General features: G+C 61.3%; 20 protein-coding genes. 5 read left to right on the top strand and 15 right to left on the bottom strand.

The annotated features are described in order from the left end of the window. Positions 1-214 precede the first annotated feature (214 nt). Positions 215-1,378, bottom strand: coding sequence for an alcohol dehydrogenase (gene yqhD / locus GUC32_RS21035; RefSeq protein WP_089181352.1), 1,164 nt, complete (start codon positions 1,376-1,378; stop codon positions 215-217). A gap of 196 nt (positions 1,379-1,574) precedes the next feature. On the opposite strand from yqhD, the gene GUC32_RS21030 reads away from it, so the two are divergent. Then, complete coding sequence (locus GUC32_RS21030; RefSeq protein WP_049208378.1) at positions 1,575-2,492, top strand: AraC family transcriptional regulator; 918 nt, start codon at positions 1,575-1,577, stop codon at positions 2,490-2,492. A 7-nt stretch (positions 2,493-2,499) separates the two neighbouring features. Here GUC32_RS21030 and GUC32_RS21025 read toward each other — a convergent pair whose 3' ends face one another. Beyond that, positions 2,500-3,528: an NAD(P)-dependent alcohol dehydrogenase gene (locus GUC32_RS21025; protein WP_167324609.1), complete on the bottom strand. Its 1,029-nt coding sequence runs from the start codon at positions 3,526-3,528 to the stop codon at positions 2,500-2,502. 107 nt (positions 3,529-3,635) lie between these two features. Between GUC32_RS21025 and GUC32_RS21020 the strand changes: the two genes are divergently transcribed. After that, the gene (locus GUC32_RS21020) at positions 3,636-4,556 is read left to right on the top strand and encodes a LysR family transcriptional regulator (protein ID WP_025304286.1); all 921 of its coding nucleotides are present in this window, start codon (positions 3,636-3,638) and stop codon (positions 4,554-4,556) included. A 10-nt stretch (positions 4,557-4,566) separates the two neighbouring features. Here the strand turns inward: GUC32_RS21020 and GUC32_RS21015 are convergent, their stop codons facing one another. Together GUC32_RS21015 and metC are read right to left on the bottom strand one after the other, a co-directional pair. Next, complete coding sequence (locus tag GUC32_RS21015; RefSeq protein WP_025304285.1) at positions 4,567-5,229, bottom strand: DedA family protein; 663 nt, start codon at positions 5,227-5,229, stop codon at positions 4,567-4,569. 145 nt (positions 5,230-5,374) lie between these two features. Then, complete coding sequence (metC, locus tag GUC32_RS21010; RefSeq protein WP_049208380.1) at positions 5,375-6,571, bottom strand: cystathionine beta-lyase; 1,197 nt, start codon at positions 6,569-6,571, stop codon at positions 5,375-5,377. A gap of 431 nt (positions 6,572-7,002) precedes the next feature. On the opposite strand from metC, the gene exbB reads away from it, so the two are divergent. Both exbB and exbD read left to right on the top strand, forming a co-directional pair. Then, positions 7,003-7,980 (top strand): tol-pal system-associated acyl-CoA thioesterase, encoded by a 978-nt coding sequence (gene exbB, locus GUC32_RS21005; RefSeq protein WP_072269874.1) that lies wholly within the window; start codon positions 7,003-7,005, stop codon positions 7,978-7,980. Between the two features lie 3 nt (positions 7,981-7,983). After that, complete coding sequence (exbD, locus tag GUC32_RS21000; RefSeq protein WP_004937307.1) at positions 7,984-8,406, top strand: TonB system transport protein ExbD; 423 nt, start codon at positions 7,984-7,986, stop codon at positions 8,404-8,406. 55 nt (positions 8,407-8,461) lie between these two features. Here exbD and GUC32_RS20995 read toward each other — a convergent pair whose 3' ends face one another. From GUC32_RS20995 to GUC32_RS20960, 8 genes are all read right to left on the bottom strand, one after another. Next, positions 8,462-9,505, bottom strand: coding sequence for a LacI family DNA-binding transcriptional regulator (locus GUC32_RS20995; protein WP_025304281.1), 1,044 nt, complete (start codon positions 9,503-9,505; stop codon positions 8,462-8,464). Between the two features lie 21 nt (positions 9,506-9,526). Next, positions 9,527-10,936, bottom strand: a complete 1,410-nt coding sequence (locus GUC32_RS20990) for a sucrose-6-phosphate hydrolase (protein ID WP_127146379.1) — start codon at positions 10,934-10,936, stop codon at positions 9,527-9,529. Beyond that, complete coding sequence (locus GUC32_RS20985) at positions 10,936-12,306, bottom strand: sucrose-specific PTS transporter subunit IIBC (RefSeq protein ID WP_043142125.1); 1,371 nt, start codon at positions 12,304-12,306, stop codon at positions 10,936-10,938. Before GUC32_RS20985 ends, GUC32_RS20990 begins: the two co-directional genes overlap by 1 nt. 63 nt (positions 12,307-12,369) lie before the next feature. Further along, positions 12,370-13,779: a carbohydrate porin gene (locus GUC32_RS20980; RefSeq protein WP_025304278.1), complete on the bottom strand. Its 1,410-nt coding sequence runs from the start codon at positions 13,777-13,779 to the stop codon at positions 12,370-12,372. Between the two features lie 197 nt (positions 13,780-13,976). Continuing rightward, the gene (locus GUC32_RS20975) at positions 13,977-14,903 is read right to left on the bottom strand and encodes an aminoimidazole riboside kinase (RefSeq protein WP_025304277.1); all 927 of its coding nucleotides are present in this window, start codon (positions 14,901-14,903) and stop codon (positions 13,977-13,979) included. 177 nt (positions 14,904-15,080) lie between these two features. Further along, on the bottom strand, positions 15,081-16,607 hold the full coding sequence (gene abgT, locus GUC32_RS20970) for a p-aminobenzoyl-glutamate transporter (protein WP_369435415.1): 1,527 nt from the start codon (positions 16,605-16,607) through the stop codon (positions 15,081-15,083). A gap of 100 nt (positions 16,608-16,707) precedes the next feature. After that, positions 16,708-18,159, bottom strand: a complete 1,452-nt coding sequence (locus GUC32_RS20965) for a M20 family metallopeptidase (protein WP_025304275.1) — start codon at positions 18,157-18,159, stop codon at positions 16,708-16,710. Beyond that, entirely contained in the window at positions 18,156-19,472 is a 1,317-nt protein-coding gene (locus GUC32_RS20960) for a M20 family metallo-hydrolase (RefSeq protein ID WP_025304274.1), read from the bottom strand. Before GUC32_RS20960 ends, GUC32_RS20965 begins: the two co-directional genes overlap by 4 nt. Before the next feature lie 272 nt (positions 19,473-19,744). Between GUC32_RS20960 and GUC32_RS20955 the strand changes: the two genes are divergently transcribed. Beyond that, positions 19,745-20,641, top strand: a complete 897-nt coding sequence (locus tag GUC32_RS20955) for a LysR family transcriptional regulator (protein ID WP_025304273.1) — start codon at positions 19,745-19,747, stop codon at positions 20,639-20,641. A gap of 28 nt (positions 20,642-20,669) precedes the next feature. On the opposite strand, the gene GUC32_RS20950 is transcribed toward GUC32_RS20955, so the two are convergent. From GUC32_RS20950 to GUC32_RS20940, 3 genes are all read right to left on the bottom strand, one after another. After that, the gene (locus GUC32_RS20950) at positions 20,670-22,793 is read right to left on the bottom strand and encodes a TonB-dependent siderophore receptor (RefSeq protein WP_281041864.1); all 2,124 of its coding nucleotides are present in this window, start codon (positions 22,791-22,793) and stop codon (positions 20,670-20,672) included. A gap of 160 nt (positions 22,794-22,953) precedes the next feature. Further along, positions 22,954-24,090, bottom strand: a complete 1,137-nt coding sequence (locus GUC32_RS20945) for an ABC transporter substrate-binding protein (protein WP_149570312.1) — start codon at positions 24,088-24,090, stop codon at positions 22,954-22,956. A gap of 86 nt (positions 24,091-24,176) precedes the next feature. After that, positions 24,177-26,324, bottom strand: a complete 2,148-nt coding sequence (locus GUC32_RS20940) for a phosphocholine-specific phospholipase C (RefSeq protein ID WP_127146337.1) — start codon at positions 26,322-26,324, stop codon at positions 24,177-24,179. Positions 26,325-26,340 lie beyond the last annotated feature (16 nt).

The following is a 26,340-nucleotide window of genomic DNA, read 5'->3' as shown; positions in this document are numbered from 1 at the left end:
TGGGCGGTTGCCGGGTTTGCCAGCCTAATTTCAGCGGTGGCGGGAGGGCGATTCTCTCCCCGCTCTCCCTGCGAATGAGCGGTAAGACGAATGGTGCGAAACGATCGGCGGCGCGCTGAGGCGCCCGACGGCGCCCGGCGATCGGCCGGGCGCCGGATGCGGCGAAAAATGGCTGACGGAGACTAAAGCCTAGCAAAAAATCGCCGTTTTGCGATTAACGCGCCGCTTCATAAATGCGGCGGCTGACGTCCAGGGTGATGTCCTGATGCTCGCCCAGGGCGGTCATGCCGTGCTGATGCAGCTTGTCGAGCAGCGCCGGAATGCTGCTGCCGTCGAGCTGATAATCCGCCATGCGGGTCGGTACACCCATCTGTTCGAAGAAGGCGCGGGTGGCGGCGATGGCGCCGTCGATGCGGCTGTCTTCGCTGCCTTCGCGCAGGTCCCAGATGCGGTCAGCGTACTGCAGCAGTTTTTCGCGCTTCTGCGCTTTCTTCTCGTGCAGCAGCGCCGGCAGCACGATGGCCAGCGTTTGTGCGTGGTCGAGATCGTGCATGGCGGTCAGTTCATGGCCCAGCATGTGGGTCGCCCAGTCCTGCGGCACCCCGGCGCCGATCAGGCCGTTCAGCGCCATGGTAGCGCTCCACATCACGTTGGCGCGCACCGCATAGTTTTCCGGCTCGGCCAGCGCGCGCGGGCCGTCTTCCAGCAGGGTCAGCAGCAGGCCTTCGGCGAAGCGATCCTGCACCTTGGCGTCGACCGGGTAGGTCAGATACTGCTCCAGGGTGTGTACGAAGGCGTCGACCACGCCGTTGGCTACCTGGCGCGGCGGCAGCGAGTAGGTCACGACCGGATCCAGCACGGCAAAGCGCGGCTGCACCAGCGGCGAGAAGAAGTGCTGTTTGTCGCCGCTGCTCTTCCGGGTGATCACCGCGCCGCTGTTGGACTCGGAACCGGTGGCCGGCAGCGTCAGCACGCAGCCCATCGGCACCGCGTCAGTGATGTGGCTGCCGACGGTCTGCAGAATATGCCAGGCATCGCTGTCGGCCGTATAACGGGCCGCGGCGGCGATGAACTTGGTGCCGTCAACCACCGAACCGCCGCCGACCGCCAGCAGGAAATCGATGTTTTCCGCTTTCACCACCTCGACCGCTTTCATCAGGGTTTCGTAGGTCGGGTTCGGCTCGATGCCGGAGAACTCACGCACGTCACGGCCGGCCAGCGCGCTGTACACCTGATCCAGCACGCCGTTTTTCTTCACGCTGCCGCCACCGTAGGTGATCAGGATGCGTGCGTCCGCTGGGATCTGGCCGGCCACGTCGGCAATTTGGTCCTTGCCGAACAGGATTTTGGTTGGGGTATGCAGAATGAAGTTTTGCATGGTTGATTTCTCTCTTTCTGTCAGGCGGGCGCCAACGCGGCGCAAAGGTGTCTGGCCCGTATTGTCAGGAACCTGGCGGCAACGCACAATGCACATTCCTGTTTGGTTCTTGCCTATTTCTACAACTGCCTGTAGAAATGGAGAGCTTTAAATTATGATTTATGCCGAATCGTTCTGACTGTAAGAGGGTGTTTCCGTGACTGAAATCGATGCGCTGCGCAGCCGCATGGCACGCCAGGCGATGGCTATCGCCACCGGCAACGGCTATACGCCGTCACCGGTGCCGCGGGTGAAGATCCTGTATGTCGATCGCCACTGCCCGCGTCAACCGGTAATGTACGAACCGGGGATCGTCATCATCTTTCAGGGGCACAAGGTCGGCTATTGCGGCAACAAGGTGTTCCAATACGATCCGCGCAACTACCTGCTGATGACGGTGCCGCTGCCGTTCGAGTGCGAAACCTTCGCCAGCCCGGAGTTGCCGCTGGTGGGGTTGGCGGTCAATATCGATACCCAAATGCTGCAGGATTTGCTGATCGACATCGGCGACGACGACTACCTGATGCAGCCGCGGGCGGAGAGCAACGGGGTAAATCTGGCCGAGCTGACGGAAGCGCTGCTGTGTGCCACTGAACGCCTGCTGGACGTGATGGCCAAGCCGCTCGACGCCCGGGTGCTGGGGCCGCAGATCGTGCGCGAGATCCTCTACTATGTGCTGCGCGGCACCTGCGGTGCGTCGCTGCAGGAGCTGGTTAATCGACATACCCACTTCAGCCAGATCGCCAAGGCGCTGCGGCGCATAGAAAATCAGTATGCCGACAATCTCAACGTCGAGCAGTTGGCCAGCGAGGTCAACATGAGCGTGTCGGCGTTTCACCATAACTTCAAGGCGGTGACCAACACCTCTCCGCTGCAGTACGTGAAATCGTACCGGCTGCATAAGGCGCGCCTGTTGATGGTGCATGACGGTCTGAAGGCCAGCACGGCGGCGATCCGCGTCGGTTACGAGAGCGCGTCGCAGTTCAGTCGTGAATTCAAACGGCTGTTCGGCATGACGCCGAGCGATGAAGTCGCCCGGCTGCGCGATGCCAATCCGCTGCTGCTGGAGGGCTGAGCCGCGTTTACGGGGTCAGAACGATCTTGCCGAACGGCCCGCGATCGAGATGATCCAACGCCTGCGGCAGCTGGTCGAAGCGGTATACCTGATCGATCACCGGCTGCAGGTTGACGGCGTCCACGGCGCGCACCAGATCTTCCAGCGCGCGGCGATGGCCGACGCCGATGCCCTGGATCTGCGCCGATTTCAGCAGCAGCAGGCCGGCGGGCGCGGAAATCTCGGCGCCCGCCAGCACGCCGATCACCGAGATGCGGCCGCCCACCGCCACGGCGCGTACGGAGTTGCCGAGATTCGGGCCGCCGACGGTGTCGATCACATGGTCGATGCCGCGATCCTGCGTCAGCGCATAAACCGCCTCCACCCAATCGCCGTTCAGCCGGTTGATGCCGTGACTGGCGCCCAGTGCCCGGGCGCGCGCCAGCTTTTCATCGCTGCCGGAGGTCACGTACACCTCGGCGCCGTGCGCTTTGGCGATCTGCAGCGCGAACAGCGCCACGCCACCGGTGCCTTGCACCAGCACCGTCTCGCCGGCATGCAGTTTGCCTTGCTCTACCAGCGCGAACCAGGCGGTCAGCCCGGCGCACGGCAGGGTGCTGGCCTGCGCGTCGTCCAGCGACGTCGGCGCCGCCACCAGCCAGTCTTCATGCAAAATCACGTATTCCGCCAGTACGCCCTGATAGAAGCCGCCAAGGGTGTGGTAAGGCACCTGGCGCGCATCGCCGTACGGTTTTTGCCGGCCGTCGAGCCAGCCGGGGCTGAAGGTAGAGATGACCCGGGCGCCGGGTTGGAACCGGCTGACGCCGGGCCCGACGGCGTTGACCTCGCCGGCCATGTCAGAGGCGGGGGTGAACGACTGCGGCAGCGTCAGCCCCATGCCGCTTTCAATCATCATTTTGTCGCGGTAGTTGAGCGCTACCGCCTTCACTTTCACTCTGATTTCGTGTGGCCCCGGCTGCGGGATCGCGTCGGTGGTCAGCTGCAGGTGTTCACGCCCCAGGGCGTCCATCGTCCAGCGTTGCATCGTGTCGGTCATGATGTTCTCCAAAGTCAGCGATTAACGACCTGTCGATAATATCGTTGATAGAGGTTCGCCAGTGGCGATAAGATTTCCGCAGATTGTTTCTTTCAGAGCGACAAATCATGAGCGATCGATTGAGCGGCATTTCGGTATTCGTCACCGCCGTGGAGGCGGGCAGTTTTGCGTTGGCGGCCAGTCGGTTGCACCTGTCGCGTTCGGCGGTAGGGAAAACCATCGCCCGGCTGGAACAGCGGCTGGGCGTGCGGCTGTTTCATCGCACCACCCGCAGCCAGAGCCTGACCGACGACGGTGCGTTGTTCTATGAGCGCTGCCTGCGGGCGCTGGAGGAGATCCGCAGCGCGGAAACGTTGCTGGAGTCGGGCAAGCGGCAGGTCAGCGGCCGGCTGCGGGTGTCGATGCCGGTGCTGTTTGGCCGCATGTGTATTGCGCCGTTGCTGACCGATCTGACGCGTGAGCACCCTGGCCTGGAGCTGGAGCTGTCGTTCAGCGATCGGGTGGTGGATCTGATTGAGGACGGTTTCGATATGGCGATCCGTAACGGCACGCTGGCCAACAGCAGCGGGCTGGTGGCGCGTCGTATCGGCGATCACCGCATGACGCTGTGCGCCTCGCCGGCGTATCTGCAGCGATGCGGCGAACCGCACAGCATTGAGCAACTGGCCCAGCATGAGGCGGTGACCTATATGCGCGCCGGCGCGCGGCGCAGCTGGCGGGTGCTGGACGAGAACGGCAAACCGCAGGACGTGATGCCGAATAACCGGTTGCAGATGGACGATTTGCAGGCGATTGCGGATGCAGCGACGGCGGGTTTCGGCATCGCCTGGCTGCCGTGCTGGCTGGTGCGTGAGCAGCTGTTGAGCGGGGCGCTGGTGCGCTTACTGCGCGATCGGCCCGGCGCCGCCTTTGATGCGCATGCGGTATGGCCACACACGCCCCACCTGCCGCTGAAGGTGCGGCTGGCGGTGGATACGCTGGTGAGCAAGTTGCCCGCCAGTCTGGCGTTGGTCGAGAAGGCGCTGTAGTGCGCCTGGATCAGGAGGAGGAGGCGCGCTTTTTACGCCAGATCACCAGCATGGCGCCCAGCAGGCCGACGAACAGCAGCAACAGCGGCAGCAGCATCAGGCCGGTCATCACCTGGCTTTCGTAGCGTTTCACCAGAGGGATTTGGCTGAACGCGTAGCCGAGGCCGACCAGCGCGCAGACCCAGATCGCCGCACTCAGCCAGTTGAACACCTGGAAGCGCGAACTGTTGAGCCCGGAAATGCCGGCCATGGTCGGCAGCAGCGTGCGCACGAAGCCGAGGAAACGGCCGATCAGCAGCGCCGTCAGCCCGTGGCGATTGAACAGGTTATGAGCGCGCTGGTGATATTGCGCCGGCAATTGCAGCAGCCAGCCTTTCACCAGGCCGGTGTGGCCCAGCCAGCGGCCCTGGATATAGCTCAGCCAACAGCCGAGGCCGGCGGCGGCGGTCAGAATCAACAGGGTGGGGGCAAAGCCCATCACGCCTTTGGCGATCAGCGCACCCGACAGCAGCAGCAGGCTGTCGCCGGGGAGGAAGGAGGCGGGCAGCAGTCCGTTTTCCAAAAACAGGGTGGTGAAAAGCACGGCATAAACCACCCAAATCACGCTAGGATCGGCGAGGGCGATAAAGTCCTGCTGCCAAAGCGCATGAATAATCTCTCGTAATACATCCATTTTATGTCCTGTTGCATGCCGGTTGCGCCCGGGGTCACGTTCTCCAGGATGCGGCGGTTACCGTATCTGACAGTTATCCGGTTAGTGTACCGCTAATAGCTTAAGCCGACATTAAACGAGACGAAGAAAATTACCGGAATCCGCCTTAGCGCACGCCGTTGAGGCGATCGAAACCGGCCGCTAGATCGGCGATCAGGTCTTCGACGTTCTCCAGGCCGATGTGTATGCGCACCAGCGTGCCGGAGAAATCGACGCCGCCCGCCGGCCGGATGGCTTCCAGCTCTTCCGGCTGGTTGGCCAGGATCAGCGACTCGAAGCCGCCCCAGGAGTAGGCCATGCTGAAGTGGCTGAAGTTGTCCAGGTAAGCGGCCAGCTGGGTATCATCCAGCCGCTCTTTCAGCACGAAAGAGAACAGCCCGTTGCAGCCGCTGAAGTCGCGGCGGTAGAACTCGTGGCCCTTGCAGCTGGGCAGGGCTGGGTGATTGACCGTCGCCACCTCCGGCCGTTCGGCCAGCCAGTTGGCGACCTCAATGCTGCTGCGCTCGTGCTGCTTCAGGCGCACGCTCAGGGTACGCAGGCCGCGGCTCGCCATGTAGGCGGTGTCGGCATCCACCATCTGCCCCATCAGATAGGAGTACTCGCGCAGTTGCTCCCAACAGCGCGCGTTGGCGACGGCGGTGCCGAGCATGTAATCGGAATGGCCGATCAGGTATTTGGTGCCGGCCTGAATGGAGATATCGATGTCGAAATCCAGCGCCTTGAACAGCACGCCCGCCGCCCAGGTGTTGTCGATCATGATCACCACCTCCGGCGCCACGGCACGAATGGCCTGCACCATGGCCGGGATATCCTGCACTTCCAGAGTGATGGAGCCGGGGGATTCCAGGAACACCACGCGGGTATTGGGTTGGATCAACGTGGCGATATCGGCGCCGATCAACGGATCGAAATAGGTGGTGCTGACGTTCATGCGACCGAGGATGTGAGTGCAGAAATCCTGGGTCGGTTCGTACGCCGAACCGGTGACCAGCAGGTGATCGCCGGCGCCGACGAACGACAGGATCGCATTGGCCACCGCCGCCGCGCCGCAGGGGTACAGCACGCAGCCGGCGCCGCCCTCCAGCTCGACCATCGCATCCTGCAGGGCGAAGTGGGTCAGCGTGCCGCGTCGGCCGTAAAACAGCTCGCCGTGGGCGCGTTGCGCGGTGGCGTGCTTTTTGGCGGCGACGGAGTCGAAGACCAAGGAAGAGGCGCGTTGCGTAACGGGATTGACGGAGCCCTGGGTGTAGCGTTTGCCGCGGCCGGCGCCGATCAGCGTGGTTTCGATGTGTTTTGACGTCATGGTACCTGGCTCACCTCTGGTTGCTCTGCACGTGCCCGTTTACGATAGCCCTTACGTTAGCATGAGTTGATATAGCCATCCAGACGTTTTAACTTCTGGATATAGAAACGGCTATAATTGGCTGTCAGCGGCGCATTTCTCGCCTCATCCTTCTGCCGAGCGGCGAGAGAGAAGCCCATTCATCGGTCGAGACGTCGTTCGGCAGGGTGGTCTTGTTGCACCGTTGTGGGAGAAAAGTAACGAAATAACCCCATAAAAGGAGCGTTTGGCGGTGAACGGGCGCGGATTGGCGCTTTGCCGCGGGGCTGGCTAAAATTTTCGCGTTTATTTGGTAAATAATAATGAGAACTACTATCAATCCCCGGTTGGTTTGATATGATCGCACGCTGAATTATTCCTTAATTTTGATCGGTAATGGGTGGAGGCACAGCGTGAAAACGGCTGGCAAGAATTTAAATCAAGGATCGTTCGGCCAGGGCCGGGCGCAGTGGGGCAAGGCCTTTGGCCGCAGCCTGATGGCTTCTATGGTGCTGGTTGTGGGGCTGGCCGGCAGCGCGCAGGCAGCGCCGGCGGCCAATCCGGCCGTTACCGAAAGCGTTGCGCCGACCACCGCGCCTGCACCTGCAGCCGCTGCGCCGGAAAGCATCACGCCGGTGAACCCGGCACCGACGATCCAGCCACCGGAAACCCGCGGCATGGACCTGTCCATTTGGGGCATGTACCAGCACGCCGACGCGGTGGTGAAAGCGGTGATGATCGGCCTGGTGCTGGCGTCTATCGTGACCTGGACCATTTTGTTCGCTAAAGGCAGTGAACTGCTGCGCGCCAAGCGCCGTCTGCGTCGCGAGCAGTTGGCACTGGCCGAAGCGCGCTCGCTGGATGAAGCTTCCGAGCTGGCGCAAAACTTCTCCCCGGAGAGCGTCAGTGCGGTACTGCTGAACGATGCGCAAAATGAGCTGGAGCTGTCTGCGGAATCCAACGACAACAACGGCATCAAAGAACGCACCGGTTTCCGTCTCGAGCGCCGCGTGGCGGCCTACAGCCGTAACATGGGCCGCGGCAACGGCTTCCTCGCCACCATTGGTGCCATCTCGCCGTTCGTCGGCCTGTTCGGTACCGTCTGGGGCATCATGAACAGCTTTATCGGCATCGCCCATTCGCAGACCACCAACCTGGCGGTCGTGGCGCCGGGCATCGCAGAGGCGCTGCTGGCGACTGCGATGGGCCTGGTAGCGGCGATCCCTGCGGTCGTTATCTACAACATCTTCGCCCGCGTCATCAGCGGCCATCGCGCCCAGGTAGGCGACGTGGCGGCGCAGGTCTTGCTGCTGCAGGGCCGCGATCTGGATCTGGCCGCAACGGCGGAAGCCAAGCGCTCACAGCACGCACACCAACTGCGGGCGGGGTGAGTCATGGCGATGCGCTTAAATGAAGATCTGGACGACAGCGGCGAACTGCATGAAATCAACGTGACGCCGTTTATCGACGTCATGTTGGTGCTGTTGATCATCTTTATGGTGGCCGCGCCGCTGGCAACGGTAGATATCCGCGTCGATCTGCCGGCCTCCTCCGCCAAACCGCAGCCGCGGCCGGAGAAACCGGTGTTCCTGTCGGTGAAGGCCGACAAGCAGCTCTACGTTGGCGATCAGCCGGTGAATGCCGATCAGCTGACTTCGGTGCTGGATCAACGCACTCAGGCGAACAAAGAAACCACCATCTTCTTCCAGGCGGACAAGAGCGTGGACTATGAAACGCTGATGAGCGTGATGGACACCCTGCGTAAAGCCGGTTACCTGAAAGTGGGGCTGGTGGGCATGGAAGGTGCCGCCAAGTAGCGGCAGCACAACGATAAAGGGCGCTCAGGCGCCCTTTTTTATTGATACTGAGATATCACTCCCCGGCTAACAACGCCCGGGAACCGGCATGGCGCCAGTGGATACGGCCCGGCAGATAAAGCGCATGCTGTTCCAGCGGCCGCTCGTCGATGAGCGCGGTCACCTGGTCGAAGCTATGCTGCGCCAGCGCCCGGCAGTCTTGCGCGACCGTATCTATCTTCAGCGTCATGCAATCGAACAGGTAGTGATCGTCGAAGCTGCACAGGTGGATATCGCTCTCCATCAGCTGATGCTGCGTCAGATAACGCAACACCCCTTCCAGCAGGCCACAGGCGGCGGTGAACAGCGCTTTGGGCGGACGCCCCAGCTGTGCGCACAGCTGAGCGAACATCTCGTAACCCGAACTGGGGTGGTAGCTGCCGTTGATGATCCATTCCGGTTTGCACGTGATGCCGGCGCGCTCCAGGCCAAGCTGGAAGCCGGCGAGGCGATCGCGGGTCGGCGAAATGCGCGGCTGCCCGCCGAGAAAATAGATCTCATCCGGATGTTGGCGCGCGACCTTTTCCACCAGGTCGGCGGTCGCATTAACCGAGTCGGTGATCACCAGCGGCAGTTCGGAGCCGGCGATCAGGCGGTCCATCTGCACCACCGGTAGCCCGGCGTTGATCTTCTGGTATTCGGCATCGTTCAACTGGCTGGAGGCGACGATCAAGCCGTCCACCTGCCGCTGTACCAGACTGTTCACCGCCATCATCTCCTGCGCCGGGTTTTCATCGGTGCAGGCGATCAGCAGCTGCAGACCGGCTTCGCGGCACAGCGTTTCCAGCTCGCGCGAAATCACCGCAAAGCCGTAGTTGGTCATCTCCGGCACCACCAGCCCCAGCGTGTGGCTGCGGTTGGAGCGCAAAGAGCGGGCGTGGATGCTGGGCTGATAATGGTGTTCGTGCGCCAGCGCCAGAACGCGGTCGCGGGTGTCGTCGGACACCCGATATTCCTTGCTGCGGCCGTTCAGCACCAGGCTGGCGGTCGATTTCGACACCCCGGCCAGCGTGGCGATGTCACTGATGGTAATGCGTTTATTTTTTTTCACTGACGCCATCTGAAGTCATCGGAGGATGCGTCATTCTAGCATGCATGGCGTCAGCGGCCAGTATTCCAACGCCAGCGGCGCGCTTCCGGACAGCCGCAGTTGCGGCTCGCTGGCCGGGAAGTAGCGCGCGCTCATCACCGCCTCGCCGCGGTTGATGAAGATCTCCACGCTGGAACGATCGAACAGCAACTGCAGATGCGTGACCGGGCCGCGCCAGTAACGGTGCTCCGGCTGGCCGTCGGCCAGGGAAGCGCGCGTCAGCTGCAGCCTTTCGCCGTCCCAGTTCAGCGTCATTGCCTCGCCAAACGCGGCGCTGAACGCGCCCTGCGGCGTTAGCTGCAGCTCCGCAGTCCCCAGCGCATAGGCGGGGGCATCATCGGCACGGCCTTGCCAGCCTGCTCGCTCGCCGCGCAGCTGTTGCAGCTCGCGCGCCGGGCGCTGGTGGAGGCGGCCATGCCGCAGCGACAGCTCGCGCGGGCAGGTCATGGTGTGGATCCAGCCGTAACGGCGCGTCGGATGGGCTTCTTCATCTTGCTCGGGCACGCCCATCCAGCCGAACAGCAGGCGGCGGCCATCTTCCGCCAGCGTCGTCTGCGGTGCATAGAACTCGAAGCCGGCGTCCAGCTCGCGAAATTCGCCGTGGCTGAAGGCCGGCTGCAGGTAATCCAGCTTGCCGAGCAGATAGCCGGCCTGATAACGGTTGAGATAGCGTTCCGGCTGCGGCGCCAGCCCCTGCGGGCAGCAGATCAACACGTCGGCGTCGTCCAGCGAGAACAGGTCTGGGCACTCCCACATGTAGCCGAATTCACCCAGGTCGTGCAGGCCGGAACCGGCGATCTCGCCCAGCGGTTGCCAGGCGCGCAGATCGCTGGAACGAAGCAGCAGCACCTTGCCGCGATCCTGCAAGTCACGCGCGCCGAGCACCATGTACCACGCATTCTGATGACGCCACACTTTGGGATCGCGTACGTGCCCGCTGTAGCCGTCCGGCAGCGGCAGCACCGGCCCGAGCTTGCGGTATTCGCCCCGATCGCTTTCCTGAGCCAGGCATTGATAGGCAGTGCGTGAGCCGTCGGGGAATTTCACATTGCCGGTGTAGATCAGCGTGATTTTATCTTCCGCCACCACCGCCGAGCCGGAATAACAGCCGTGGCTGTCGTAACAGGCACCTGGTGCCAGGGCGAGCGGCTGATGCGCCCAACGCAGCAAGTCGGTCGACTGCCAGTGTCCCCAGCACTTGTTGCGATGATCGCAGCCCAGCGGATTCCACTGATAGAACAGGTGATAAACGCCGTTGTGCTGGATGAAGCCGTTGGGATCGTTCAGCAGGCCAACGCTGGGCGCCAGATGCCAGGCCGGGCGGTGCGGATCGCGCAGCGCGCGTGGCTGGCCGTTCATGACCGCCTGCATCGCCTGTTTGATTAAGCTGAGTTCTTCCATCATTGCGCGTCCGTTTTATATTTCAACAGGAGGGAGAGTATGAAGGCGGTGCCAAACGCGATCGCCAGGCCGATGATATAGCTGACCAGCGAACTGGCCTGCACAATCGCCATGCCAGGGATCGCCGTCAGCCCGACCGCGTTCATACCGACGTGATTGGCCACCACCCAGGCGCCGCCGAGCGCGCCGCCCGCCAGCGCTGCCAGGAAGGGTTTCACGAAGCGCAGGTTGATACCAAACAGCGCCGCCTCGGTGATGCCGAGCATGGCGGAAAAGGCGGAAGGCACCGCGATGGCTTTGATTTTGGCGTCGCGGGTTTTGAAATACACCGCCAGGCAGGCGCCGCCCTGAGCGATGTTGGCCATCGACCAGATCGGCAGCAGGAAGTTGACGCCGATAGTGGGGTTGCCGAGCAGCCCGGCCTCTACCGCGTGGAAACTGTGGTGAATACCGGTGATGACGATAGCGGAATAGAGGCCGCCGAACAGCAGCCCGGCGAACCACCCCGCATGGGCAATCAGCGTGCTGAGCACGAAGGAGATGCCGTCACCCAGCGCGCGGCCGGCGGGGCCGATAAACAGCAGGGCGACAAAGCCTGAGATGACCACCGTCAGGAACGGCGTCAGGATCAGATCGAGCGCGTTGGGGATCACTTTACGCAGCCGTTTCTCCAGCAGGCTCATGAACCACACCGTCAGCAGCACCGGGAATACGGTGCCCTGATAGCCGATCATGGCGATGTCCAGCCCGAAGAAGTTCATGGTGTGGAACCCTCCGGCGACGCCCCAGGCGTTGGTCAGCGCCGGATGCGTCAAAATGCCGCCGAGTGTGGCGCCCAGGTAGGGATTGCCGCCGAATTCGCGTGCGGCGGTGAAGCCGATCAGAATCGGCAGGATAATGAACGCCGCCGAGCTGAACATATCCAGCATGATGAACAGCGCGCTGTTGGCATCGGCCCAGCCGTAGGTTTTCACCATGCCGAGCAACCCCATCAACAGGCCGGAAGCGACGATCGCCGGGATGATTGGCACGAAGATGTTCGACAGCAGGCGGGCGATGCGCTGCAGCGGGTTGAGCTTTTTCGCCGCGATATCGGCGGCTTCGGCCTTGCTGGATTCGCTGACGCCCGCTGCCTTGATGAATTCCGCATGCACCTTGTTGACCAGCCCGGTGCCGAAGATTACCTGGATTTGACCGGCGTTGCTGAAGCAGCCTTTGACGCCGTCCAGTTTGCCGATGGCCTCTTTGTCCACCTTGCTGTCGTCCACCAGCACCAGACGCAGGCGCGTGGCGCAGTGGGCGGCGCTGGCGATGTTCTCTTTACCGCCGAGCAGCGGCAACAGCGCGTTGGCGGTTGCGGTAATGTCCATGTTGTCCCCTTGCTAAATAAAAATGCCGCCGCGCAGTTTGCGACGCAGCGTCGTGAATCGATGTCAGAAGAAATACTTGAATCTGGCGCGCATGCCGTAACGTTGATCGTTGTCGCCGTTGGCGATCTTGTTGTCGGCGTTGGCTTCCAGCAGCGACACATAGGCGCCTAAATACAGATTGAAATTCTTCATATTCATAATGTTAGGTATCTGATACGACGCGTGAACGGTATGGATGTCGTAGTTGCCCGGTTCGCTGAGCGGGTTGTGGATATCGGCGGCGATCCCGGCGGTATTGAACTCTTTGATATTGTTATGGGCATAGATATAACCCAGTTCGAAGCGCCGCCACAGCACGTTCACGCCGGCGGTGAAGTCTTGCTCGCCTGAGGCATCCAGATAGGCGGTGCTCAGGTTGGCCACCACGCCGTTATCCGGGTTGGCGGCGCTGTTGTTCCAGCTCATCGTCATGCCGTAACCGTTGCGCTTGGACTGATCGACGAAGCGGCCCTGGCTGTCCTGATACCCGTAGGCGTTATTTACCACGTTGCTTTCCATTGCCGCCGCGATGCTGAAGGCGTCTTTTTTCCAGGCGATCACCGGGCGCAAATAGGCGACGTTTTTCTTATTGTCCAGGGCGTTGCCGTGATAGCGGCTGTCCTGGAACAGCGAAGTGCCGTCCTCCACCAGCGTGTTCAGCTCGAAATAGACATCACCGGCGTATTTGCTCAACATCAGGTTGCCGCCGCTGCTGCTGCGGCCGCGGCCTTCTTTCATCATGTAGATATAGCCGAAGCCGTCGGCGTACAGATCGTTGGCGGTATTGCCGGAGTATTGAATGAAAGTGTCCTGATTCAGCGGGAACATGTCGTAGGCTTCGAAGCGGCCGATTTTGGTTTGCCAGTTCTTTTCATTGCCGAAGAAGAAGGCGGCGTCATCCAGGTTCATTTTGCCGCTCATGTCTGCCAGCGGTTGCACGCTGAAGCCGGAGAAGTTGCCGTCCGGATTGCGGCGGTAGCCGTCCAGCCCGACCAGAATGCGGCCGTTGATATCCCAGCGTTCTTTGTTGCCAGGCTTCCAGTCTTTGTGGTCGCTGCCTTTCAGCGACGTCAGCTGGCCGCTGCGGCTGGCGCCGTCCAGATTGAACTCCACGTCGCCGTACAGTTTCAGATCATTGAATCCATTCAGTTTCAGTGCGCTGATCGGGGCAATTGGCGTTTGCGGCGCGGCGGTATGCTGCGCAATCTGCGCGGTTTGCCGTTCCGTGTTGGCGGTGCGCTGCTCCAGCTGTTGCGCCCGGCGTTCCGCCGCCGTCGCGCGGGTTTCAGCCTGTGCGGCGCGCCGTTCCGCCTGCGCCAGGCGCTGTTCCAGCGCGTTGAGGCGCGCCTCGATGCTGCCGCTGCCCGAGGCCGCTGCATTGGAAGCAGAGAGGAAAAGCCCTGTTGTTATCGCCAAATAGCTGAGTTTTTTCATCATCGTCTATCATCCGGGTAAGGGTTGTTATTATTTTTTGCTAAATTGCTAAACCGGTTTTTCATGGCGAAAGATAACGATCAAGAAGCGGGCTGGCAATCAAGTTTGCTAACCCGATTCAGCTATTGTGATCGAGTGCGCAAATCGTGGGGAGTAAAAGACCACGGCGCCCAGGGGATCGCCGTGGATGCAGGGGATCAGCGCAGAAAAGCGGTGAGCTCTTCGGCGCGGGGCAGGGCGGTCATGGCGCCTTTGGCGGTGGTGGCCAGTGCGCCGCAGGCCTGAGCCTGGGCGATAACCGCCGGCCACTGCGTTTCCTGCGGCAATTCGTGAAGGCGTGCCAGCGCCGCTAACAGACCGGCGACAAACGCGTCGCCGGCGCCGGTGGTATCGACCGGCACGATCGACGGCGCGCGGAAATGGCGCAGGCGATGCCCATCGTGTACGCAGACGCCGTCGCCGCCCAGCGTCACCAGCAGCAGGCGTGTCGGGTAGGTTTGCATCATCCAGCGGATGCCGTTCTCTACATCGTCAAGGTGGCTGATGAAAGCCAGCTCTTCGCGCGACAGTTTCACCACGTCCGCCAGCAACAGCGCCTTTTGCAGGCAGGGGCGCAGCGCTTCCGGCTGGCGCCAGACCTCTTCGCGGATGTTGGGATCGAAACTGACCCGGCCACCGGCCGCCCGAATGCGTTCCATCGCCGCAAAGGCCGCGCTGCGGCTGGGTTCTTGCGAAAGCGCGATGGAGCAGAGGTGCAGCCATTCGCCCCGTTGGAAAGCCGGCAGATCGTCGGGCTGCAAAAACAGATCGGCGCTGGGCTGCACCATAAACGTGAATGAGCGCTCACCCTGCAGATCGAGATCCACCACCACCGTGGAAGTGTGGTGGTCGGGATCCGGTCGCATATGACCGATATCCACCCCTTCATCGCTCAGTACCTGCTGCAGAAAGGCGCCGAAGCCGTCTTGCCCCACACGCCCGATAAAAGCGCTGTCGCCACCGAGCCGGGCGATACCCACCGCCACGTTCGCCGGCGCGCCGCCGGGGCATTTGAGATAACCGTTGGCATTTTCCGGCACCAGGTCGATCACGGCGTCGCCCAGTACCCATACGCGATTCATCATGCTTAATCCCTATTTTTGTCGTTGTCAGATGGTTAGCTAAAATAGAAGAACCGATTTAGCAAGGCAATGAAATAATCCTCAGAGCCGCTTGGGCAGTGAGGAAGATCAATCTTTCTGCTGGGCTTGGGGGGAGGGAATCTGCCCCGCGAACCAGCGCGGGGCGAGATAGCAGGGCATTTAGCCCAGCTTCGGATAGACGCCGGGACCGATTGGCAAGCCTAGCGCATACCAGACCAGCAGCAGCAAAATCCACACGCTGAAGAACACCAAAGGATAGGGCAGGATCAGCACGTAATAGGTGCCGAGCTGCGCGTCTTTGCGGTAGCGCTGCAGGAAGCCGAGGAACAGCGGCAGGAACGGCGACATCGGCGCCAGAGGCAGCACCGCAGAGTCGGCGATGCGAAAGATCATCTGGGCGAACGCCGGGTGGAAACCGAGCAGCATAAACATCGGCACGAAGATCGGCGCTAAAATTGACCAGATCGCCGAGCCGCTGGCGATGAACATGCACAGGAAGGCGGAGAGGAACATCAGGCCGAGAAATGCGGGTGCGCCACTCATGCCGGCGGCTTCCAGCATATCGGTCAGGCCGACGGCCATAAACTTGCCCATGTTGCTCCAGTTAAAGAACGCCACGAACTGCGACAGCGGAAATACCATCACGATAAAACCCGCCATGCTTTTCATCGGATCGAGCAAGTGATGGGGAATATCGTCCGGCCGACGGATCTGTTTGGTGACTACGCCATAGGTAATGGCGACGGTGAAGAAAAACAGGATGATGATCGGCACGATACCCTTGATGAACGGGGAAGGGATCACCGAACCGGTGTTTGGGTCACGCAGCGGCGCGGCCTCCGGCACCACCAGAGCAGCGATGATGGCGATAAACACCAGCGCGGCGATACCGCTCATCATCAGCCCCCGGTTTTGCAGCGGGGTCAGCGCTGCGATTTTATCTTCGGCGCTGCCTTGCCACTTCGGCAGCCGGGGCTCGATAAATTTGTCGGTGAGCAGCGCGCCTGCGATGGTCAGCACGACCACTGAGGTGGCCATAAAGTACCAGTTGTCGATCACGCTGACGTGAACCGCGGCATCCACCGCTTTGGTGGCTTCGGTGCTGATGCCGGAAAGCAATACGTCGGTGGTGACGATCAACAGGTTGGCGGTAAAGCCGGAGGCGACGCCGGCGATCGCCGCCAGCAGTCCGGCTATCGGGTGGCGGCCCACCGCCACGAACATCAGTGCGCCAAGGGGCGGCATCACCACCAGCGCGGCGTCCGACGATATATGACTGAAGAAGGCGATAAACAGCACCATATAACTGGCGTAGCGGGCGCTGACGCGCGAGGCCATTTTGTACATCAGCGCCTGCAGCAGGCCGACCTTTTCCGCCAGGCCGGCGCCTATCACCAGCGCCAAAATAGCCCCCAGCGGCGCAAAGCTGCTGAAGTTATGGATGATGTTGGGAAATATCCACTGCATGCCCGCCACGCTCATCAGATTATTCACCTTGATGAGCTCGCCGGTGGCCGGATTTTTCACCGCCACGTCGAGCCAGGAAAATAGCGCGGTGGCCAGCATAAGCACCAGGATCAAATAGACGAACAGTAAAAACGGATTAGGGATCTTATTGCCGATGCGTTCCACCCAGTAAAAAACGCGTCCGGGGCTTTTATTGATTGGCGTTGTGGCCTCACTCATGATTTTACCCTCTGTGTTTGCTCTGTTGTGTGATTGTTATTATTTGATTTATTTATAATTATTCTTAGTGATCCGGTGAACCGGGCCCTGTCTGTTCATGCTATTTCAATGGGGAGGGTTTTACCCCCTGTGGGATAGGGCATCGATACGGCTGTTCGGCGCGTTGGTGCTCAAACTCGCTGCGGCAGCTCGCCAGCAGGGCGCTGTCGCTCAGCAGATCGATGGCGGTCGCCGCCATCACCTTGCCGGCCAGGCACATGCCCTTATGGGCGATAGCGGTGCGGCCCTGCGCCACCAGTTGCCAGGTGTGCAGAGGAGTGCCGAGTGCGAAACAGGGGCTAAAGCATTGGGCGGTTGGCGCCACCCAGCTCACGTCGCCAACGTCGGTAGAACCGTACAGCAGGTCGTCGGACTCCACATAAGGAGCGACCTCGTCCATCAGCACCTTATCTCCCAGCAGTTGTACCCACTCGCGCCCGGCTGCGCCACCGGTGCGGGCTATGTTGAGTTTGGCGTTGCGCAGATCGTCGCGGCTCAGCGTCTGGCGGATTTCCTCGGCGAAGCGGCGTTCGGCGTCGCTGTACTCGGGCAGACCGAAATCACACAGGTTTTGATACATCGCGCGTTCAAGACTGCGGTTCGGCACATAGTTGGAGCAGGCCTTGTCGAAGCGCACGTCCATCTGAGTGTCAGTCATCAGCGCTGCGCCCTTGGCGATGTTAATCACCCGTTGGTAAATGTCCTGCGCCTGGTCGAGCTGCGGCGCGCGGATCAGGTACAACACCTCGGCGTCGGCCTGCACCACGTTGGGGGAGCTGCCGCCGGTGTGGGTGACCGCGTAGTGCAGCCGCGCTTCCTGCACGATATGTTCGCGCAGGAAGTTGGCGCCGGTATTCATCAGCGTCACCGCGTCCAGCGCGCTGCGCCCCAGGTGTGGCGAGTTGGCGGCATGGGCGGCGACGCCCTTAAAGTGAAACGCCGCCTGAATGTTGGCCAGCGTGCTGGTGTTGAACATGCCGCTGAAGCCTTCCGGGTGCCAGGTGAGGGCGGCGTCGACGTCGTCGAACAGGCCTTCGCGGACCATAAAGGTTTTGCCGGAGCCGCCTTCTTCGCCTGGGCAACCGTAGAAGCGCAGGGTGCCGGTCAGCCGGTTCTGCTGCATCCACGCCTTGGCAGCGAAGGCGCCCGCCAGCGCGGCGGTGCCCAGCAGGTTGTGGCCGCAGCCATGGCCGTTGCCGTTTTCCACCAGCGGCTGCGGCGTGGCGCAACCGGACCGTTGGCTCAGCCCGGCCAGCGCGTCGTACTCGCCCAGCAGCGCAATGACCGGGTGGCCGCTGCCGTAGCTGGCGATAAACGCCGTCTCGATGTCGCCCACGCCGCGTTCGACCGAGAAGCCTTCCTGTTCCAGCGCATCGGCCAGCAACGTGGCGGAATAGGTCTCGTTGAAGCGCGTTTCCGGGTGATCCCAAATCGCGTCGCTCAGCGTGCTGAAGCGGGGTTGACGTTGGTCAATGTAGTCGTCGATAAATGCCTGCAGTTCTGAGTTGCTCATGCTCCGCTCCCGAATGTCGGCAGGTTCAGCGCCAGCGACGCCAGCGTTTTCACCGCCACCGCCATCACCTGTTCGTTGAAGTCGAATTTCTCGTTATGGTGCCCGGCGCTCAGCTCGGTACCGAAAATGACGTATGAGGCCTGGCCGCCGCGGGATTTCACCCGTTCCATCATGTAGGTGGCGTCTTCTGAACCTGCCGCCTGTTCGCGGCGATCGACCACCGAGGTCAGCTCGGTTATCTGCTGCGCCTGGCGGCGGATGTAATCCACCCACGGTTGGGTCGGTTTGCTGCTCTGCGCCGCGCCCATCAGCGCGATGTCGCAGGCGACGCCGTGCATTTTGGCGGCGCCTTCGATGGCGTTCAGGGCCTGCTGATAGACGAACGTGTTGATCTCATTGGTGGCGCCGCGCGTCTCCACCTTCATAAACGCCCGATCGGCGATCACGTTGCGGCCGGTGCCGGCCTGCAGCACGCCGACATTGATGCGTGAGCTGCCTTCGCTGTGGCGCGGGATGGCGTAAAGCCCTAGCGCAGCCTGCGCCGCTGCCAGCAGTGCGTTGCGACCGTCTTCCGGCTTGGCGCCGGCGTGGGAGGCGACGCCGCGGAAGGTAACGTCCAGCTTGCTGGTGGCCATAAAGCTGTCGCTGCCACATACCAGCTCACCGGCCGGCACGCCGGTGCCGATATGCACCGCGGTGAAGAAATCGACGTCGTCCACCACGCCGGCCTCCACCATCGATTTTGCGCCGCGTGTGCCTTCCTCCGCCGGCTGGAAGATCAATTTGACGGTGCCGCTAAGTTGGGACTCCAGGCTTTTGAACACGTGCGCCAGCCCCAGGCCGATGGTGGTATGGCCGTCATGACCGCATGCATGCATCATGCCGCTGTTGCAAGAGGCGAAGCCTTCACGGAACGGCAGGTGTTCGGGTTCCAGCAATTCGTTGAGATCGAGGGCGTCCATATCCACGCGGTAGGCGATAGTCGGGCCGGGGCGGCCGGTATCGAGCGTTGCGACGATGCCGGCGAAGCCGCCGGAAAAATGCGGCAACCATTTTTCCAACGCGCCCTGATTGCGGGCGCGCAGTTCCTGCGCCTCCAGCTCATCGGACGAGGGCAGTCCCATGCGCGCCTCGGCCTTGATGACCTCGCGGCCTAGCTGCAGGCGGTAACCCAGCCGATCGAGTTCTTCCGCCACCAGGGTGGCGGTGCGGAACTCAAACCAGCCGGATTCGGCATAGCGGTGGAAGTCGCGGCGCCAGGCCTGCAATTGCGGGTACAGATCGGCCACCAACATCGAAAGCGAATTAGTCATAGTGATATCTCATAAGTTATCGCGCGCTGGATCGCTCCAGGCAGCAGTTATGCTCTGAACTGAAATCAGACGGTGATGCTCTTGCAAATAAAAAGGTGTATTTGGTTACTAACTGCCGTGAATGGCGCTTATTGGCGCAGAAAATGCGCTTAATTAAGCGAAATAAGAATTTGGTTATTTATTATGTTTTTTCCGAATGTACACAATGGAATCTGGCTAAATAAGATGCCAATATCTTGCTATTGATAAATAACGGTTATCGCCTTTCGCCTATGCCAGCCTCGATAAAATTGCACCAATTACGTGCATTTGTGGACGTTAGCCGCCAGGGCAGCATCCGCGCCGCTAGCCGTACCTCACGCCTTTCCCAGCCTGCACTGACCAAAGCCATTCAGGAGCTGGAAGAGGTGCTGGGCGCCAAGTTGTTTATTCGCCGTAGCCAGGGTGTGGTATTGACCGACTGTGGCGATAACTTTTTCCAGCATGCCAGCCTGATCCTTGAGGAGCTGCGGGTGGCGCAGGAAGATATCCAGCAGCGGCTGGGGTTGGCGGGCGGCACGGTGAATATCGGCGTTGGTGGCAGCATTGCGCGTACTGTGATGCCGCAGGTGGTCACTCAGTTTCATCGTGAGTATCCCAACGTGAAGGTGCGCATCGTCGAGGGGCAGCTGGTGTCGATGATCCCTGAACTGCGTCAGGGCGAGCTGGATTTTACCGTCAATACCTATTACCCCAGCAGCCTCGACAACGAGTTGCAGTACGAACGGCTGATGGAAAAAGAGTATCGGGTGGTGGTGCGCAAAGGGCATCCGATGGAGGGGGCAACCTCGCTGAAACAGCTGCAGCACTGCGACTGGACCATGCCGACGCCGAAAGGCAGTTATTACCGGCTATTGCACGATCTGTTCGGGGACTTGGGCATGGCGCCGTCGATCAGCGTAACCTGTGAGACCTTTATGGCCTGTACCAGCCTGGTGGCGCAGAGCGATTTTGTTAGCATTCTGTCGGTGGACGTGATTTCGGATCCGATTCTGGGCAAGCATTTGGTGCCGCTTGAGCTGGAAGAGAGTCTGCCGAAAGCGACGTTTTATCTTATCCAACGCAAGGACACCACCCTGACGCCGATGGGCGCGCACTTGGCGCGCCTGTTTCGTCTTTACTGTCGGTGATACCGAAGCCCCATCGGGGGCCCGGGTATCAGAAGGCGATCGACCCCTGCACGAAGAAGGTGCGCGGTTCACCGACGTACTTGCCGAAGTTATTGTCGTTGGAGCGGGTAAAGTAGCGCTGATCGAACAGGTTTTTCACCCCGGCGCCCAGCGTCAGGTTCGACAGCTGCGGCCCGAAGTTATATTCCCCGCGCATATTCCACACCATGTAACCGGCGATGTTGCCGAACTGGCCATCGGCGCTTTCCTGCGTGATGTACTCCGGCCCGGTGCCCGGCGAATGCTGTTTCGACTGCGCATAACCGTCCAGATTCCATACCCAGCTGCCGGTGGCGTAACGCGTGCCGACGGTATAGACCTGGCGCGAGTAGAACGGCAGATCTTTACCGGCGAAGTCGCCCTTGTCGGTGCTGGCTTTGGTGTAGGTATAGCTGGTGTAGACGCTGGCGCCGTCGAGCGCCCGATTCAGCTCGCTGAGATCGTAGCTGAGCGCCAGCTCGATGCCTTTGTGCTTGGTGGCGCCCATGTTGGTCCAGCCCACGTCGTTGCTGATGTACTGCAGCTGGTTATCGAAGTCGATGTAGAACAGCGTGGCCTCGGCCTTGACCACGGTGTCGTCGTAGCGGGTGCCGAACTCATAGGTGCGCGCTTTTTCCGCCGTCAGCCCCGGCGCCGGCTGGTTGCCGTTGCCGCCTTTGGTCAGTTGGAAATACTGCATGCTGCCGAACGAGGTGTTGGCGTTGGCGAACAGTTTCCAGGCGTCGGACAGGTGGTACATCACGTTCAATGACGGCAGCGGCTCGCTGTAGCTTTTCTCGCGGCTGATGTTGTTGAATGAATCGTCCACGTGGGTGCGAATGCTTTCATAACGCAGGCCCGGCGTGACCGTCCAGTTGCCGACGTTAATGGTGTCGTCGATATAGAACGCGTTGGCTGCGGTACCGCCGGAGGTATGCTGGTAATAGTCCGGGGTATCCGGCGTCGAGCCGATATTGGCCGGATTATACCAGGCGGAACGCGATGCTTTTTCGTCCATGGTTTCATTCAGATAGCGGTAACCGAGGGTGATCTCGTGGGCCATATTCCAGACGCGAAACAGCTGCGAATAGCTTGGTTCGATCGCCCAGGTTGAATAGTGGCGCGGATAGGAGACCATGCGCCGCTGGCCCGCGTTTTTGCCGGTGCCTTCCGATTCGATGTTGCTGCCGCGGTAGCTGTCGGTGAAGTAGGTCAACACTTCGAACTGCTTGTCGTCTTCCTGATGTTTGTATTTGAACGACATATCCTTGCGGCGGCCTTCGAACTGATCCCACGGCCGCGTGGACTGGAACGGGTTCTGCGCGTATTGCGCGCTGCTCAGCCCGCCCGGCATGCCGGCTTTGGCGTCGTAGTAGTGGAAATTGGCCAGCAGTTCGTCGCGATCGGTGAACGCATAACGCGTTTTCAGCATGAAATCGTCGATGTCGGTGTTGTCGTTGTTGTCGCGGTAGCCCTGGCCGTGCAGGCCGGAATAGAGCAGCTCGGCGCCGAGGCCGTTCTCTGCGGTGCCGCCCACGGAGGCGCTGGTCAGGGTCTTCAAGCCGCCGTGGCTGGCGCCCTGGGTTTGTACGCTGGCGGTGCCGCCAAACGTTTTGGGAATGTCGCGGGTAACGAAGTTGATCACGCCGCCGACGTTTTGCGGCCCGTAGCGCACCGCACCGCCGCCGCGCACCACGTCCACCGATTGCAGGTTACCGATCGATAGCGGCGCCATCGACAGCTGCGGCTGGCCGTAAGGCGCAACCGCCAGCGGGACGCCATCCATCAGAATGGTGGAGCGCGGAGAAAGACGCGATGTCAGGCCGCGCACGCCGACGTTGAGCGAAATATCGCTGCCGCCGGTGCCGTTGCTGTCGCGCACCTGCACGCCGGGTATGCCGCGCAGGCTATCGGCGATGGTTTGGTCGCCTTGTTCGTGCATCTGCTGCTGGGTGACGATGGAACGCGCGCCCGGATGGTTGAGCAGCACCGAACTGGTATCAGGGTTGTCCAGCCAGTTGCCGACGACGGTCACGGTGTCGGTATCGTTCTGAGATGAGTTATCAGTAGCAAGGACAGGGAATGCGACGGCGATGGAAGTCGTCAGCAGGGAAAGCCGAAAAAGAGGTGACATAATAATGCCTTAAGAGTTTCAGACCCGGATGTGTTTTTTTAGAAAAGACAATCTTAATGATAATTATTGGCAAGTAAATAGAATTGTTACGGGATAGTTAAGTGGGTAACTAAATAATGAATGCGGGAAACAGGACCCGACTGGCGGGCCCTGCGGGAGGTTATTGTGGCGTAAGCCAGAAGACGCCGCTGTAATCCAGCGCGGTGAATTTCTGGTGCACCATTTCGATATCCGCTTGCGGATCAATATCTTTAAACAGCGCCGGGTGCAGGAATTTGGCGATCGCTTCAACCGCGATAAAGTTGAGCGGTGTGTCGTAAAATTGATGATAAATCGCCATCACGCGTTTTTCTTTCACCGCTTTCAGCACGTTAATACCGGTACGATCCAGCAGATGCGCCAGTTTCTTTTGGCTGGTGGCCATATCGGTGGTGTAACCCAGCGGTACCGCCAGCGTGCCGCGATGGCCACGGCTCCAGTCGGCGCCGGTCAGCAGATAGAAATCCGGGTTGCTGCTGATCACCTGCTCGACGTTCACTTCTCCGCCCATGTCTGAAAACAGCTTGCTGCCGATATTGTTGCCGCCGGCGGTATCGATGAACTGGCCGAAGCTGCCTTTGCCGAAGGTGTTGCAGCACTGTTCGCCTTTGATGCCGGCGCTGCGCTCGATGAAGACGCTGGGGCGCTGCTCCGGTTTCAGCGTGGCGACCCGCTGGCGCACCAGTTCGAGGCGTTGCTGATAGAGGCGGATAAAAGCATCGGCGTTGGGCTGCTCGTCAAACACTTTTCCCAACAGCGCCATGCTGGCGACGGTGTTGGTCAGCGGCTGCTGGCGAAAATCGATGATCAGCACTGGGATGCCGACTTTTTCCAGCTGGGTCAGCACGCCGCTGTCTTTCAATTTGCTCAGCAGGCCGATGTCGAAAATGATCAGATCCGGTTGGCGCACTACCGCGCTTTCCACGCTGAAATCACTGGTGTAGGGGTTGTCGAAGGTGGGGATCTGCATGACCTGCGGGAATTTTTTCGCGTAGGCCTCCACCAGATCCGGCGCTTTGACCTTCAGCGAGTTGTCCCAGGCGATGATGTTTTTCAGCGGCTCCTGCGGATGCAGAATATTCAGCGCCAGCAGCGCGCGGGCATCGGCCAGGATAACGCGTTTGGCCGGTTGCGGCAGGGTGACCTGGCGGCCGGCAACATCGGTGACGACGATCGGCGCGGCTTGAGCGGCGCCGGCCAACAGCAACACACAGGCGGCCAACCAGCGGCCGGCTTTGGCGATAAGAACAGCGGGCATGAAGATCCTTGGGTAATCGGCGAAGAACGAGAACGCAATGATAAGCGATATCCTTTCGCTTTTTGAACTCCCTTGATGCCGATAGATCATCCCAGGCCCATCAGCGGGTCGCTGACGCTGTGCTCACCGTCCTCCAGCCGCCCCGCCAGACGGCGCAGCCAGCCCTCGGCGCTTTGCAGCGTAATATCGTACCAACCGCCGCTGGCGCGGGCGTCAAACGTTTGCTGGTGGCTGCCGCCCGCAGGCAGCGTGATGGGCCACGGGCCTTGCTGCGTGTAAGGGCAGCGTTCGAGGGTGACCGTTATCGCTTCGGGGGCCGGGTTATTCAACTGCAGCTGCAGGCTGCGGCCCGTTGGGCGCAAACGCACTTCCGGCTGCGGCCGGCTCAGGGCGCCGCGCAGCTCGCGATGAAAGCCGTTGGGGCCGAGCAGCCATAGATGGTACTCATTGTCCGCCTGCCAGTCGTCGCTGACCGCCTTGCCGGCCTCGACGGTATAGCGGCGCGGGATTTGCGTCAGGTCTCGCCGGTCGTAGACGTGAAATACCGCTCCCTGCTCGCCGGTATTGAACAGGTTCAACGTCACGCGGCGCTGCTCGGTCGCGACGGTGGCCTCGACGTGCAGCTGGTAGGGCAGTGCGCGGGAAGGGCGCGCCAGGCGGCGTTGGTGCGGCAAACGCTGGTGGGCGGGCGATGGCAGCGGCACCTGCGGCAGCTGTTCCTGGCGCTGGCGCAGGCCATCGGCGGCGTGGCGGCTGGTGGCGGGCAGGCTTGGCAGCGCTTCGCCGTTAGGGTCGACAAAATTGAACGCTGAGGTGAGATCGCCACACACCGCGCGGCGCCAGGCGCTGATGTTGGGTTCATGCACCTGAAAGCGCTTTTCCAGGAATTGCAGCACCGAGGTGTGATCGAAGACCTGCGAATTGACCCAGCCGCCGCGGCTCCAGGGCGATAGCACCAGCATCGGCACCCGCGGGCCGGGGCCGTAGATGCGGCCGTCCGGCGGCGGCTGATCCTGCGAGCCGGGCGGCGCCACGTGCTGGAAGATCTCGGTATCGAACGGCACCGTCGATTTACCGGCGAAGCTGCCGTCTTCGCGCAGCGACGGCGCGGAAGGCGAAGGCATATGATCGAAAAAGCCGTCGTTTTCGTCGTAGTTGACCAGCAGGACGGTTTTGCTCCACACCTTCGGGTTATCGGTCAGCGCGTTGAGGATCTCTTGCGTGAACCAGCTGCCCTGCACCGGGCTGGAGGGATCGGGATGTTCCGAATAGGCCGCCGGCGCGATGATCCAACTGACCTGCGGCAGTTTGCCCTGCTGCACGTCGGCACGGAATCCGGCCAGCATGGCGTCCAGATCGTTGCCGTCGGCGGCCGGCAGGGTGTTGCCGTTGCCCTTGTACAGCGGCGCGGTCGCGTTGAGCTCGTCGCGATAAGGTACGAAGGCGTTGAAGCCTTTCGGCGGCCGCGCCGGGTTGCCCACCTGAATGCTGGCGGCGCGGTATTGGCGGAAGCCCGCCAGCGGGTTGTCGGTAAAGTTGTCCGGCAGGAATTGGTACACCTTCCAGCTGACGCCGCTCGCCTCCAGCCGTTCCGGATAGGTTGTCCACTGGTAGCCGATCTCCGCCGGGCCGGGGCTGTCCCACTCGTTGACCACCACCGCCACGTCGGCGGCGGACGGGCCGTTGGTGCCGGTCCAGTGGAACAGCCGGTTGGTGTTGGTGCCGGCGTGGATAGCGCAGTGATAGGCGTCGCACAGGGTAAAGGCGTTGGCCAGTGCGAACTGGAACGGCAGCTCCTGCTGGCGGTAGTAGCCCATCGAGGCCGGCGTTTTGTAGGTGGGCCAGGCGCTCATGCGGCCGTGATCCCAGGCGGCTTGCTCATCCACCCACGAGTGCGGCGTGCCAGTGACGCGCTGTGCGTTGCCGCGTTTGCTGTCCAGATGGTAGGGCAGCACCAGCCGCTCGGCGCCCTGCTGCTGCCAGACGAGGCGATCGCCGGGCAATGGGATGGTAAAGCGATCGCTGAAGCCGCGTACACCCGGCAGGGTGCCGAAGTAGTGGTCGAAAGAGCGATTCTCCTGCATCAGGATCACCACGTGTTCGACGTCGCGCAGGGTGCCGGTGCGGTTATTGGCGGGAATGGCCAGCGCTTTGCGAATCGAGGCGGGCAACAGCGTGAAAGCCGATCCAATGGCGGCGGCCCGCAGTAGGTCTCTGCGAGAAAGGTCAGGCATGCGTCGTTAATCTCCG

This window comes from Serratia sp. NGAS9 (assembly GCF_009905295.1).
GTDB lineage: Bacteria > Pseudomonadota > Gammaproteobacteria > Enterobacterales > Enterobacteriaceae > Serratia > Serratia bockelmannii.
Note: the sequence above shows the minus strand (reverse complement) of the source record. Positions and strands in the feature narration are given on the sequence as shown.